Annotated in this window: 15 protein-coding genes; 9 read left to right on the top strand and 6 right to left on the bottom strand. The window is 28.8% G+C overall.

Annotated features, from left to right (window positions below; all coding sequences use genetic code 11):
- Nucleotides 1–21 precede the first annotated feature (21 nt).
- Together ABXT55_RS00550 and kdsB are read right to left on the bottom strand one after the other, a co-directional pair.
- Nucleotides 22–852, bottom strand: coding sequence for a prephenate dehydratase domain-containing protein (locus ABXT55_RS00550; protein ID WP_415284824.1), 831 nt, complete (start codon nucleotides 850–852; stop codon nucleotides 22–24).
- A gap of 2 nt (nucleotides 853–854) precedes the next feature.
- Nucleotides 855–1595 carry a 3-deoxy-manno-octulosonate cytidylyltransferase gene (kdsB, locus tag ABXT55_RS00545; protein ID WP_415284823.1) on the bottom strand — a complete coding sequence of 247 codons (741 nt, stop codon included), beginning with the start codon at nucleotides 1593–1595 and terminating at the stop codon, nucleotides 855–857.
- Between the two features lie 103 nt (nucleotides 1596–1698).
- Between kdsB and ABXT55_RS00540 the strand changes: the two genes are divergently transcribed.
- A complete protein-coding gene (locus ABXT55_RS00540; RefSeq protein ID WP_415284822.1) occupies nucleotides 1699–2238 on the top strand; it encodes a c-type cytochrome in 540 nt (179 codons plus the stop codon).
- Here ABXT55_RS00540 and argF read toward each other — a convergent pair.
- Genes argF through ABXT55_RS00525 form a run of 3 tightly spaced genes read right to left on the bottom strand, consistent with a single transcriptional unit; the run spans nucleotide 2230 to nucleotide 5144 of the window.
- Nucleotides 2230–3159, bottom strand: a complete 930-nt coding sequence (gene argF / locus ABXT55_RS00535; RefSeq protein ID WP_415284821.1) for an ornithine carbamoyltransferase — start codon at nucleotides 3157–3159, stop codon at nucleotides 2230–2232. The two genes, ABXT55_RS00540 and argF, sit on opposite strands and share 9 nt — an antisense overlap.
- A gap of 2 nt (nucleotides 3160–3161) precedes the next feature.
- On the bottom strand, nucleotides 3162–4328 hold the full coding sequence (locus ABXT55_RS00530) for an aspartate aminotransferase family protein (protein ID WP_415284820.1): 1167 nt from the start codon (nucleotides 4326–4328) through the stop codon (nucleotides 3162–3164).
- A gap of 3 nt (nucleotides 4329–4331) precedes the next feature.
- Nucleotides 4332–5144 carry an ABC transporter permease gene (locus ABXT55_RS00525; RefSeq protein ID WP_415284819.1) on the bottom strand — a complete coding sequence of 271 codons (813 nt, stop codon included), beginning with the start codon at nucleotides 5142–5144 and terminating at the stop codon, nucleotides 4332–4334.
- Nucleotides 5145–5266: 122 nt separating this feature from the next.
- Between ABXT55_RS00525 and ABXT55_RS00520 the strand changes: the two genes are divergently transcribed.
- Complete coding sequence (locus ABXT55_RS00520) at nucleotides 5267–5767, top strand: GcrA family cell cycle regulator (protein ID WP_415284818.1); 501 nt, start codon at nucleotides 5267–5269, stop codon at nucleotides 5765–5767.
- 164 nt (nucleotides 5768–5931) lie between these two features.
- On the opposite strand, the gene ABXT55_RS00515 is transcribed toward ABXT55_RS00520, so the two are convergent.
- Nucleotides 5932–6900, bottom strand: a complete 969-nt coding sequence (locus ABXT55_RS00515; RefSeq protein WP_415284817.1) for a complex I NDUFA9 subunit family protein — start codon at nucleotides 6898–6900, stop codon at nucleotides 5932–5934.
- Between the two features lie 16 nt (nucleotides 6901–6916).
- On the opposite strand from ABXT55_RS00515, the gene ABXT55_RS00510 reads away from it, so the two are divergent.
- The 7 genes from ABXT55_RS00510 to ABXT55_RS00480 are packed head-to-tail and all read left to right on the top strand — an operon-like array spanning nucleotide 6917 to nucleotide 13598.
- Nucleotides 6917–7528 (top strand): ribonuclease D, encoded by a 612-nt coding sequence (locus tag ABXT55_RS00510; RefSeq protein WP_415284816.1) that lies wholly within the window; start codon nucleotides 6917–6919, stop codon nucleotides 7526–7528.
- Complete coding sequence (locus tag ABXT55_RS00505; protein ID WP_415284815.1) at nucleotides 7529–8500, top strand: KpsF/GutQ family sugar-phosphate isomerase; 972 nt, start codon at nucleotides 7529–7531, stop codon at nucleotides 8498–8500.
- Nucleotides 8501–8507: 7 nt separating this feature from the next.
- Nucleotides 8508–9098 (top strand): hypothetical protein, encoded by a 591-nt coding sequence (locus ABXT55_RS00500; RefSeq protein ID WP_415284814.1) that lies wholly within the window; start codon nucleotides 8508–8510, stop codon nucleotides 9096–9098.
- The gene (locus ABXT55_RS00495) at nucleotides 9098–9874 is read left to right on the top strand and encodes an ATP-binding cassette domain-containing protein (protein ID WP_415284813.1); all 777 of its coding nucleotides are present in this window, start codon (nucleotides 9098–9100) and stop codon (nucleotides 9872–9874) included. The genes ABXT55_RS00500 and ABXT55_RS00495 overlap by 1 nt, the downstream gene beginning before the upstream one ends.
- Nucleotides 9875–9889: 15 nt before the next feature.
- On the top strand, nucleotides 9890–11218 hold the full coding sequence (gene aroA, locus ABXT55_RS00490; RefSeq protein ID WP_415284812.1) for a 3-phosphoshikimate 1-carboxyvinyltransferase: 1329 nt from the start codon (nucleotides 9890–9892) through the stop codon (nucleotides 11216–11218).
- Nucleotides 11215–11868: a (d)CMP kinase gene (cmk, locus tag ABXT55_RS00485; RefSeq protein WP_415284811.1), complete on the top strand. Its 654-nt coding sequence runs from the start codon at nucleotides 11215–11217 to the stop codon at nucleotides 11866–11868. Before aroA ends, cmk begins: the two co-directional genes overlap by 4 nt.
- Complete coding sequence (locus tag ABXT55_RS00480; protein ID WP_415284810.1) at nucleotides 11868–13598, top strand: S1 RNA-binding domain-containing protein; 1731 nt, start codon at nucleotides 11868–11870, stop codon at nucleotides 13596–13598. The genes cmk and ABXT55_RS00480 overlap by 1 nt, the downstream gene beginning before the upstream one ends.
- The last annotated feature ends 2 nt before the right edge of the window (nucleotides 13599–13600 follow it).

Raw genomic sequence — 13600 nt, 5'->3', positions numbered from 1 at the left:
TCTACAAGAAAAGTTTCTAGACTATTTTTCTCTAAATTTATCAGCCTCAAAAACACCTAGTACGCGAAAATCTTGACAATGAAGTCCTAATTCTTCCAAAGATTTTTGAACTTTTGGATCATCTATATGACCATCTAAATCACATAAGAAAAAGTATGACTCGAATGAATTTTGTTCTGGATAACTTTGAAGCTTTGTAAGATTAACTCCATTAATAGCAAAACCACCTAATGATTGATACAGAGCTGCAGGCTTACTTTTCAGTTTAAACAGAAAAGAGGTTATGTATTTCTTTTCATCAAAATCGGGCTGCAAAACTTCATTACCCATTACCAAAAACCTTGTGGCATTACCCTCTTCATTCTCAATATTTTTTGAAAGTATTTTTAGGTCATAAATTTCTGCACTCAAAGAAGAGGCAATTGCTGCTTCAGTTTTAATTTTAGTTTTTGAAATTGTCTCAGCTGAACCAGCAGTGTCAGCACGGATATGCTCGACTAAATTATTTTTTTTAATAAATTTAGAGCATTGTGATAAACCTTGAGAGTGAGAATAGACATCTTTTATATCACTTAAATTACTGTCTGGTTGTCCTAATAAATTATGTTCAATTTTATGAAAATGTTCAGTATAAATATTCAGCCTATACTTAAAAATAAGATATTCGATTCCAATATTTCCTGTAATTCGATTTGATTCAGGAATTACCATTCTCGACTTTTTATCTTGAGATGTTTTTAAAAAACATTCATCAAATGTTTTACATGGAATTACCTCTGCCTTAGGATCTATTTCTAACGCTGCTAGATGTGAATATGCACCAAATGTACCCTGAAAATAAATTTTGCTCATTTTTATGATTTATATTCCATAATTTTTTTTATAGCCAGATAATCTTCTTTTGTATCTACACCTATGGGAGAAAAATTTGCCAAAGCAACACTGATTTTCAAATTATTATCTAATGCTCTTAGCTGCTCTAATTTATTTTGCTTTTCATTTGGTGTTTGATCGAGACTTACAAATTTTTTCAATATACTTGTTTTGTATGAATAAACTCCAATATGATGATAAATATTTTGATTGTTTTCTGAAAAACTATCTCTAGTAAAATCTAATGCTTTCGGAAAATTATCTTTTTCTAGTTTTAACTCCGTAATAACTTTAACTACATTTTGATCATTTAACATTTTATCACTTTTAATTTCTGCTGCTAGTGTTCCAATTTCAGAATTGTTATTAATCATAAAGTTATTTAAATTTATAATATCATTTTTGTCAATATTTGGCTCATCTCCTTGTAGGTTTAGTATGAAATCAATGTCCTTGATGTTGAGTTTCTCATAAGCCTCGAAAATTCTATCTGTACCAGTCTTGTGAGTGCTACCAGTTAAAATGGCTTTGCCTCCATTTTTTTCAACATCATCAAGTATTTCTTTATCTTCTGTTGCTACTACAACTTCGCCAATTTTTGCTTCCTGTGCTTTTTTAAAAACATGAGAAATCATTGATAAATTATTAATTTTTAAAAGTGGTTTACCCGGCAATCTATTTGCCGACATTCTTGATGGAATTAATATTAATGTTTTAGCCATTATAAATTTACTATTTTGTGCGTCTAACAGACGCAAAATTAAAAATTAAAAGTTAAGTATTTTTTTAATTATCATGTTATATCTGCAAAATAATAATAATTATATGGATTCGTTCGAGCTTAATAAAATTATTGCAGCAATTTTAATGGTTGTACTACTTGTAATTGGTTTAGGAAAGATTGCAGATGGTGTCTTTCATGTAAATAAACCAGAAAATCCTGGGTATAAAGTTGAAGTAGAGGGGCAACTAGCCTCTACAACATCTCAAGTTGCTGAAGTTGAACAAAAAGTAGATATTGTGGCTATAATGGCGCTAGGTGATGTTGCTTCTGGTGAAAAAATTTTTAAAAAATGTGCAGCATGCCACTCAATAAATAAAGGTGGAAAAAATAAGATTGGTCCTGCATTATACAATGTGGTTGGTAGAGCAGTTGGTGGAGTAGACGATTATAAGTACTCTAAAGCTTTAGCTTCATATGGTAAAGAATGGTCATTTGAAGAATTAAATGGATTCTTAAAAAAACCTGCTTCTTATTTAAAGGGAACTAAAATGTCATATGCTGGATTAAGAAAAGAGAAAGACAGAGCTTCTGTAATTAAATATTTAAATCAAAGCAGTGATAGCCCTAAACAGCTACCTTAATTTCCCAAAACAATACAATAAAATACTTTTTTGAATATGCACTCTATTCAGAGCTTGCAACCATACTTCAGAATTTTTTCCTAAAAAAACGTCTCCAGTAACCTCCCCTCCCCTTGGGAGGCAGTGTAAAAAAGTTGTGTCTTTTTTAGCAAAACTCATCAATTTTGTATTAATTTGGAAGTTTCTAAAATCTTTAATTTTTTTATTTTTATTAACTCTATCATTCAATGAGATTACTTTATCTGAAAAGATTACATCAGCATTTTTAACTGCTTTTCTTGCATCATTAAAAATATGAATTTTTCTTTTACTTTTTTTAATCCGATCTAATATAAGTTTCTTAGGCTCGTAATTCTTAGGACAACCAATATTTAAGTTAAAAGAAAATTTAACTGAAGCAGCAATCAAGCTATTCAGAACATTATTTGAATCTCCAATCCAACAAATATTTAATTTAGAAATAGATTTTTTTTTAATTTCCTCAACTGTAAAAATATCTGATAACACTTGAGTTGGATGAGATGATGGGCTTAAACCATTTATTACGGGTATCTTTAAATATTTACTAAATTCTGCTATTTTTTTATCACTATCAGTTCTCAGCATAAAACCGTCTCCATAAGTTGATAAGATTTTGGCTGTATCTGCTAGACTTTCTCCACCTTTTCCTAGGTGCAATTCATTAGCTCTAAGAGTTATAGTTCCTCCACCCAACTGTTTTATTGCAAGATAAAAACTTAATCGAGTTCTCAAACTTGCCTTTTCAAACATTTGAATAAGCAATTTACCTTTTAAAGGTTTGTCTTTATCAACTTCTAGAGTGTTATAATTTTTTCTTTTTTGTTTTCTTTTTTTGGCATCAGTGATGATCTTCCTAAGGTCTGCTGAAGGTATGTCTTTAAGGTTGATGAAATGTTTCATTTTTATTTATAAGTAGAGCAGACTTTTTTAATAACATTTATTGCTATATTTATTTCTTCTTTTTTTACATTTAGAGGAGGTAATAATCTAATAACATTTTCAGCCGCTCTTATCGTTAATAATTTATTATCCATTAGTTTCTGTATAAATTTTGTTTGATCATTATGAAGTTGTAGTCCTATTAGTAAACCAACACCTCTAACTTCTTTGATTACTTTAGGAAATTCCTTTCTTAATTTATTTAATTCAGAATGAAAGTATTTTGATAATTTCTTAACATTTAAAAGAAATCCTTTTTTTAATATTTGATCTAAAACAGCATTTCCAACAGACATAGCTAGTGGATTACCACCAAACGTTGATCCATGAGTTCCAGCTGTCATTCCTGATGCTACTTTTTTATTCATTAAGACCGCACCTAGTGGAAAACCCCCACCAATGCCTTTTGCTATTGGGACAATATCAGGCTTAATCTTCGAATTTTCAAATGCAAAAAAATTTCCACTTCTGCCAATTCCACACTGGACTTCATCTAAAATTAATAAAATTTTTTTCTTATCACAAATTTTTCTCAATTCTTTTAGACACCAATTGGGTATAGCTTTAATTCCTCCTTCTCCCATCACAGTTTCAACCATAATAGCAGCCGTTTTTTTTGTTATTTTTTTTTTAAAATCTTTATGATTTCCAAATTCAAAATGGTCAAATCCATCGACTTTTGGTCCAAAACCCTCCGTCATCTTCTTTGATCCACTGGCATAAATTGTAGCTAACGTTCTTCCATGAAATGAATTTTTAACACAAAGAATTCTATTCTTTGAATGTTGTCCTATTGAATAAAAATATCTTCTAGCAGCTTTAATTGCAGCCTCTGTAGCTTCTGCTCCGCTATTTTGAAAAATAATAAAATCTGCAAAAGTTTTTTTGGCTAATCTTTTGGCTAATTTTTCTCCCTCTGGAATGATAAACGCATTAGAAACGTGCCAAAGTTTTCTAGATTGTTTATTAACTGCTTTTATTAAATAAGGATTTGAATGCCCCAAGGAATTAACTGCTATTCCCTGAACAAAGTCTAAATATTTTTTTCCATTAGTAGAATATAAAAAACTTCCCTTACCATATTTAAAAGAGATTTTTCTTCTATTATAATTTTTTGCTAAAGCGCTCATTAACTAAGATTTAATTTTATAACCTTTTTTGTAAAGAAGAAAAGCCACATACCAAATTAAAACACTTAGTATTGATAAATATATCAATCCTATATTTATTGAACCATCTGACTTACCTAAAAAGCCATATCTAAAACCATCAATCATATAAAAAAATGGATTAATATGACTTATCGTTTGAAAAAATTGTGGAAGTTTATCTATTGAATAAAATACTCCAGATAAAAAACTTAATGGGGTTATTATAAAATTTGTTACAGTTGCCGTATGATCAAACTTTTCAGCCCAAAGACCAGTTATAAAACCAAGACTTCCAAGTATAAATGCACCCAAAAACCCAAAGACAAAAATATGTAAAATGTTATATATTGGTATTTCAACTATTAGAGAGAAAACACCTATTGAAATTGTAGCTATTAAAAAACTTCTTGTTAAGGCTGCTAGTATTATTGCCATTGAAACTTCAAGTGCTGATAATGGTGCATAGAGCATATCAACAATGTTTCCTTGAATTTTTCCAATCATTAATGAAGAAACTGAATGACTGAATGATTGACCCAAAATACTCATTGCAATTAAGCCAGGTGCTAAAAAACTTATAAAAGAATAACCAAGTACATCCCCTCTATTATTGCCTAAAGCTAGGGATAAAACTGATAAAAATAATAAACTTGATACAAGTGGAGATAGCAATGTTTGTTGCCAAACTACCATGAACCTATTGCACTCTTTAAGCCATAGACTTTTAAAGCCAACCCAATTTACAAAGCCAAACTTTTTAACTCCGATATGATATTTTTTATTCAATTCAACCATAAGTAATCATATATAGATTTTAAAAAAAGATGTGTATAAAACAGAAAAATCCATTGTCTTTTTTTTAATCCCGTGTGATCTAGATATAGTTATAAAAATAATTAACATACTAAATATAGAATATGAGCTGGAACGAAGAAAAAGTAGAAAAATTAAAAAAACTTTGGGGTAAAGGAAGCACCGCAAGCCAAATAGCTGAAATAATCGGTGGTATTAGTAGAAATGCAGTAATTGGCAAAGCTCATAGATTAAATTTATCATCAAAAATTAAAACTAGAAATGCATCTTCAAGCCAAAATTTTGATAATAGTTTAGAAGAAAATTCTTCTAAGCAAAAAAGAGGCAGAAAAAGCAAGTTTCAATCCTTAATTATTGAAAAAGATTTTGAACCAGAAAATCCTAAGAAATTAGAGGAACTAGATGAGAGTTCTTGTAAATGGCCTGTTGGCCATCCTGAAGAAGAAACGTTTTATTTTTGTGGACGATCATCTCTTAAAGATTTTTCATATTGCAAACTTCACTTGTTATATGCCTATCAGCCAAAAGGAAGAAAAGAAGAGCCTATAGCTGACAAAGATGAAGAGGCACCTCAGTATATTGATAAAAAAATTAATACTGCTTAATAATTTTTAAATTTAATTAATCTTATTTCTTTTTCTTTCCATTAAACCCTCTGATCAGAGATTTTATGATTAGATAAATTAGGAAAGAAAAAATTGAGAATATTAAAAAATAAATAACATTAATTACCATGAATAATCATACAATTTTGGTATAAAAAATTCTATTAAGAATTATCAGGGTTATATTTTTTTGTAGAAAATTGTCCACCTTCTCTCCACATATAGCTATATTTTTCTACCTCACTATCAAATACTCTTGTACTTGGAACTCCAATATCAGCATTAGTTTGATATTTGCCTGAGGGAATATTATCATATTTTAAAAGTGTAAGCTGATCTATTGTTAAAAGCGGCTTTGGAAATAGCTGAAACACTTTAGCAGACATAATTGCTGCAAAAAGGGGTAAAGGAACTAATAATCTTTTTTTACCAATTAAATATAATAATTTTTTCAAAATTTCTTTTAAAGATAAGACTTCAGGCCCAACACACTCTACAATTTTAGAGTAAATATTTTTAGAGATAGTATGATAAATAGTATCCGTTAAATCTGAACAATGTATTGGAGCAAATTTAGTCGATCCATTATAATAAAGTGGAAAGAATGGAAGCCTACTTAGTAAAGTCATAAAAGCTGTGGTAAAATTATCATCAACTGAATAAACTACAGAGGGTCTTAATATTGTTGCTAATGGAAAATTTTTTTGAATACTGAGTTCGCCATCTAATTTACTTTTTGCATACTCTGAATCTATTGCATTGTTTATCCCTAGTGCTGACAAATGAATAAATTGCTGAACTTTATATTCTTTACATAGCTTGGCTAAAATAGATGGAAAAATAAAGTGAATGTTTTTGAAAGTATTACCCTTGCCACTTTCATACAAAATACCAATTAAATTTATACAAATATCAGTTTGGGAGAAAAGCTTTCTAATTTTTTTTTCATCAAATATATTGGCTTCAACGATATCTATGTAGCCTGCATTAGCTTGGGTCTTTATTGCATATCCTTTTTGATGAAGATTTCTAGTAACCACAGTTACTTTATAATTATTTTTAGTAAGCTTTCTTATTAAATGACGACCTATTTGACCACTACCACCAAAAATTAGACAATTTTTTGCTTTCATATATATATAATTAAAAATGAATATTGATATTAAACTTCACAAGAGTGATCTACCAGAAGATTTAGATTTAGGCAATATTATAGCAGTTGATGGAGAATTTATGGGTCTCAATGTTAAGCGTGATCCTTTATGTCTTATTCAAATATCAACTGGTAATTCTGATGCTCATATTGTCCAGCTTGATAGGAAAAAATATGATGCTCCGAACTTAAATAAAGTTCTTTCTGACACATCAATCACCAAAATATTTCATTATGGAAGAGCAGATATTGCACACATCAAATACTATTTAAAAACAGATACCAAAAATATTCTTGATACAAAAATTGCATCAAAATTAGCTAGATCTTATTCAGATAGTCATTCACTTAAAACATTAATTAAAGAATTTATAAATATTGATGTTAGCAAACAATTTCAAAGCTCAGATTTTGGTGGCGAATTGTCACCAGCTCAGCTCAAATATTGTGCCAATGATGTTGTTTATTTGCATAAAATTCATGAAGAGCTAAACAAAATTCTAGTTAGAGAAAAAAGAATTAATTTATACGATGATTGCTTAAGATTTTTAAAAACTAGAGTTGATCTTGATTTGGCTTCATTTAAAGATGATATATGGGCTCATTAAATGAAAAAAAGAAATTATAAAAAAATTGCAAAAGAAGTTATAGAGCTAGAAATAAAAGCCTTACAAAAATTAAAAAATTCAATTAACAATTCTTTTAATGATGCCGTTGAGGCAATATCAAGATGTCAATCTAAGGTAATCTTGTGTGGTGTTGGTAAAAGTGGACTAATAGCAGCAAAAATTTCAGCAACTTTTTCTTCTGTTGGAACTCCTTCATTTTCTTTATCTGCGAATGATTGTTCACATGGAGATCTTGGCAGCATTTCTAAAAAAGATATTTTGATTTTGATAAGTTATTCAGGGTCTACAGAAGAGTTAAAGAATATTATAAAATATGCTAACAGAAATAAGATTACTTTAATTGGTATAATGTCTAAAAGAAATTCTATATTATATAAAGCATCAGATATAAAGTTGCTTATACCAGAGGTTACTGAAGCTGGCCTTGGAATTGTACCAACTTCAAGTACTATAAATCAACTGAGTATTGGAGATGCATTAGCGATATCAGCATTAAATCAAAAAAATATAAACAAAAAAGATTTTAAAAAATTTCATCCGTCGGGCAATCTTGGGGCAAAACTAAGAATAGTTGAAGAGCTGATGATCACTGGAGACAAAGTGCCATTTATTAATGAGAATTTAAAAATGAAAAAAGCTTTACAAATTATATCAAAAAAAAAACTTGGGATCATAATTGTTCAAAATAATAAGAAAATTACAGTAGGCATTATTACAGATGGGCAAATTAGAAGATTTAATGAAAGAAGCACTAACATTCAAAATCTAACTGTAAAAAAAGTAATGACTAAAAACCCTATTAGCATTAGTAAAGATGCGCTTGCAGAAAAAGCTTTATCAATTATGAATAATAAAAAAATTACCAGTTTATGTGTAAAAGACTCTTTAAAAAAAAATAAAATAATTGGCATCATCCATATACACAACATTCTTGCTAACAACATTCAATAATTGATAAGTGAATAGAAAAATAATATTACAATTATCCCTTGTAGCTTTAATGACTGGTGTATCAATTATATTTTACCAAACATATTTTTTAAATAATTCAAAAAAAATTGTTGAGGTTAATAATAAGACTGAGAATAAAATAGTTAAAAATATTGAAAAAAATAAAAATTTAATAGAAAATTTTGAATATTCTGTAAAGAATTTAAATAATGAGAAATACGATATTACCTCCGAAAAGGCAATTATTGACCTTGAGAATCCATATTTAATTTACATGAAAAATGTTATTGCGGTTATGCAAACAAATAAAGCACCGAATATATATATTTATTCTGACAATGCACTTTTAAACAAAGTAACATACGAAACAAATTTTGATACAAATGTGTTCATTCAACATGGTGTCCATGAAATCAAATCTGATAAATTAGATTTTTTTTTTAAAGAAAATTTAGTGACAATTTCTGATAACATAAAGTATAAAGGTATGAATACTGAATTACTAGCAGATAAAATAAAGATTAATTTAGTTACAAAAGATACTAAAATTTTTATGAACAACAAAACTGAAAAAATAAAAACTGTAACTTTACATTAATGGCTATAATAAAAAAATTTAGAATTAAATCTTTTAAAAAAAATGTTCCCATAATACGATTAGACAAAGTATCCCTTTCTTTTGGGAAAAGAAAAATTTTAGATAATATTAATTTATCCATTAATAAAAGCCAAAGTGTTGGACTGCTTGGACCAAACGGTGTTGGAAAATCAACTATATTTAATTTAATTATAGGTCTTATAAAGCCAGATTATGGTTCTATAGTTATTAACTCAAAAATTGTTAATGATTATCCAATTTACCAAAGAGCCTCTGAATTTAAGATAGGCTACGTTCCACAATATGGTGGATACTTTCATGACATGACTTTAATTGAAAATTTAAATGCGGTTGGAGAAATTTTAATTAAAAAAAAAATGACTAGAGTTGAAAAAATAAATTCATTAATATCTAAATTTGAACTTGATGCTGTGAGGGATATAAAAGCTGCTCATTTATCAGGGGGACAAAAAAAAAAGTTAGTTATTGCTTTATCTTTACTGGGAGAGCCAACCATTTTGCTTCTTGATGAACCGTTTGCAGCATTAGATGTAATGACAATAAAAACATTACAAAACATTATTGTTAACTTGCAGTCCGAGCAGAATATATCAATAGTACTTTGTGATCATCAAGCAAGAGATTTGTTGTCTTGTGTGGACGTGGCAATTATTCTTTCTAATTGTAAGATTGTTGCGAATGGGACTCCTTCTGAATTAGTTAATGACGATAAAGCAAAATCTGCATATTTTGGAGATTCTTTTAAAATAAATTAAAAAATATTAAACTTTGTGCTTAGGACTCTAATAATAAATCAAAAAATTGAACCTTTTAAAAAAATTATAAAGGTTGATGGTGATAAAAGCTTATCCATAAGATGGGTTTTACTTGCATCACAGGCTCTAGGTATCTCAAAAGCTTACAATCTACTAATGTCAGAAGATGTAAGTGCTGCTTTAGAAGCTATAAAAAAACTAGGAATAAAAGTAAAAATTAATAAAAGCAATTGTGAAATATTTGGAAACGGAATTAACGGCTTTAATTATAAAAGTGGTTTAGTTGTAGATGCTAAAAACTCAGGAACCCTCGGTAGATTAATATTAGGTTTATTAATAAGATCACCTAAGAGAATAAAAATAATTGGTGATAAGAGTCTTTCTAAAAGAGATTTTTCAAGGGTTGTCATGCCATTAGAAAAATTTGGTGCTAAATTTTATTACAAAACAAAAAATAAGCTTCCTTTATCAATTATAGGATCTCAATCACCAAAAGGGATTAATTATATTGAAAACAAAGGTTCTGCTCAGTGCAAAAGTAGCGTCATGCTTGCAGCACTTAATTCCACAGGCACAACATTTATCAAAGCAAAAAAATCTAGAAATCACTCTGAATTACTTTTTAAGTATCTGAAGATACCTATTAAGATTAAAAAAAATAAAAAATATGATTTTATAAATATTAAAAAACCTACAAAAATTAATGCGTTTAATTATCAAGTTCCAGGGGATATTAGTTCAAGTGCATTTTTTATGGTACTTACAATGCTAACAAATAATTCAGAGCTTTTAATTAAAAATGTAAATATTAACCCTTCAAGAATAGGGATAATTACTATCTTAAAAAAAATGGGGGCTAAAATTTCTTTAAATAATACGAGAAATTATAGAGGTGAAAAGATTTCTGATATTAAGATTAAAACTTCAAAGAATCTTAGGGGTATAAATTGCCCATCAAGATTAAACAGCAGTGCAATAGATGAATTTTTAATTATTTTTCTGGTTGCAGCAAAAGCAAAAGGCATATCCTATTTTAGAAATATTTCTGAACTTAATCAAAAAGAGAGTCCTAGATTAAACTGGGGGTCTAAAATTTTGAATATGATGGGCATAAAAACAGAGCTCACTAAAGATTCAATAAAAATTTATGGACAGCCAAATTTAGAAATAGCCAAACCAATTGTAATAAAAAAATATTTAAAAGATCATAGAGTTTTTATGATGAGCACTATTGCTGCTTTGACTTGTGGTGGAAAATGGAAAATACACGACAAAGATTCTATAAACACATCCTTTCCTTCATTTTTAAAAATAATTAAAAATTTAAATAACCAACTTATATGAGGTTTAAAAATAAAATTAAAATTGCAATAGATTCACCTGCTGCTGCAGGTGCTGGTACTCAAGCAAAATTAATTTCTAAGCATTTTAATTTGTTTTATTTAGATACAGGAAAAATTTATAGATTAATTGCCTATATTAAAATGGCTCAACCCAAAAAATATAATTATGCCTTAATCAAAAAAAAAATGAGCAAATTAAACATGAAAGATTTACAAAACAAAAAGCTTTTATCTGATGAAGTTGGTACAATGGCTTCCATAATATCAAAAGATAAAAAAATAAGGAAACTTGTACATGCTTTTCAAATTAAAAGTGCTTATCACCCTCCTAAAAAATATAATGGCTCTTGTTTGGATGGAAGAGATATAACTTACAAGATTATTCCAGATGCAGATTTTAAATTTTTTATAACTGCAAACACAAATACTAGAGCATTAAGAAGGTATAAAGAGCTAAAAGGATCAAGTAAGAAAATATCCTTTAACGATATCCTAAAAAGCGTTAAAAAACGGGATAAAAGTGATTATAATAGAAAAGTCTCTCCACTTAAGAAAACTCAAGATTCGATCTTGATTAATACTACAAATTTAACTAAAAGAGCATGCTTTTTAAAAATTAAACAAATTATGGATAGGAAACTAAAAGCTTAATGGAAATTTATAAAGATCTTTCAAACCCTGCTTCAAAAGAATTCGAACAATTACTAAATTCGCAGTTTACCAAAACTGCAAACCTTGAAGAGGGAAAAATTATTACAGGTGTAGTAAATAAAGTAACAGATAACTTTGTCTTTCTTGAAGTACCTGGTTTAAAATCTGAGCCTATTTTAGATATTAATGAACTAAAAAGCATGGGTATGCTTGATAAAGCAAAAGTAGGTGAAAAAATCTCTGTGCTACTTGAGAGATTAGAGGACAAAAAAGGTGAAGTTTTAGTATCAGCTTCAAAAGCTCAAAAAATTCAAGGTTGGGATAAGCTTGTTGAGGCTTACGAAAAAAATGAACCTATCATGGGAAAAATTACTGGACGTGTTAAAGGTGGCTGTATTGTTGAGCATATAGATACTGGTTCTTTAATGTTTTTACCTGGATCTCAAATTTCGGACAAACCATTAAAAGATATTAGTCATTTAATGAATGAACCACAAAAGTTTGCTCTTATCAAATTAGACAAGATCAGAGGCAATGCTTGTGTTTCAAGAAGAGAAATTATTTCTTCATTTAAAAAAGAGGATAAAATAAAATTAGTAGAGAAATACAAAGTTGGAGATATTATTAAAGATGCTGAAGTAAAAGGCTACAGTTCATTTGGATGTTTTTTTAGTGTTAATGGTGAGCTGGATGTTTTAGTTCACCTTCAAGAAATATCTTATTCAAGAGTTAATCATCCCGATGAAGTTTTTACAATCGGTGAAAAACATGACATCAAAGTTATAAGTGTTGATTTAGAAAAATTACAAGTAGGTTGCTCAGTGAAGCAACTTTCACCAGATCCATTTGAAAACATTTCAAACTATGAATTAAAAAAAATTTATAAAGTTAAAGTAGTTAAACTTATGGACTTTGGTGCTTTTTGTGAACTTGAAAAAGGTTTGTCAACTCTACTTCATTCAAGTGAATTGAGTTGGACGAAAAAAAATATATCAGCGAAAAAAATGTTTAAAGTAGGTGACGAGATAGATTGTGTTATTACTGAAATTGACAAAGACAAAAGAAGAGTTGCAATTTCGCACCGTTTAACTACTGAAAACCCTTTTGAAACTTTTGAGAGCAAATACCCCATTGGTTCTGAAGTTGAAGGTGAGGTAGCCAGTAAAAATGAATACTCAATATTCTTAAAAATTAATGGATTGGATATCGATGCTTTTTTACACTGTAATGATCTTACATATTTAAATAATGGTGAAGAAGAATTAGCTAAACATAAGGTTGGAGAAAAGTTAAAAGTTAAAGTTTTGGAAATAAAAGCTGCTGAACAAAAAATTAGAGTTGGTTTACGTCAAACTCAACCTGATCCGTTTGATTGGTTTAATGGCAAAAAAATCAAACAAGCTATTACTGTTAAAATCATTTCTACTGATAATAAAGGACTTGTTGTAAGACCTGAAGGCTGCGAAATGGACTTCATTATTAAAAAATCTGCGATAGCTATTAATGTTGCAGATGCTAGGCCTGCTAGGTTTACAGGTGGTGAAAGAATTGATTGTGCTATTGCAGAATTAGACTTGGATAAAAGAAAAGCTACATTAAGCATTAAACTACTTGAAGAAATTGAAAGAAAAACAGCTTTGGATACTTATGGATCAGAAGCATCAGGTAAGAATTTACCTTTTTCATCGCTTTCTGATGATTTAAACAAGAAGAAAAAAAAAGACGAATAGAA

The sequence above is a fragment of the Candidatus Pelagibacter sp. Uisw_130 genome, from assembly GCF_047722505.1.
In the GTDB taxonomy this organism is placed as follows: domain Bacteria; phylum Pseudomonadota; class Alphaproteobacteria; order Pelagibacterales; family Pelagibacteraceae; genus Pelagibacter.
The sequence above is the reverse complement of the archived record's forward strand: the minus strand, read 5'-3'. Positions and strand labels throughout refer to the sequence as shown.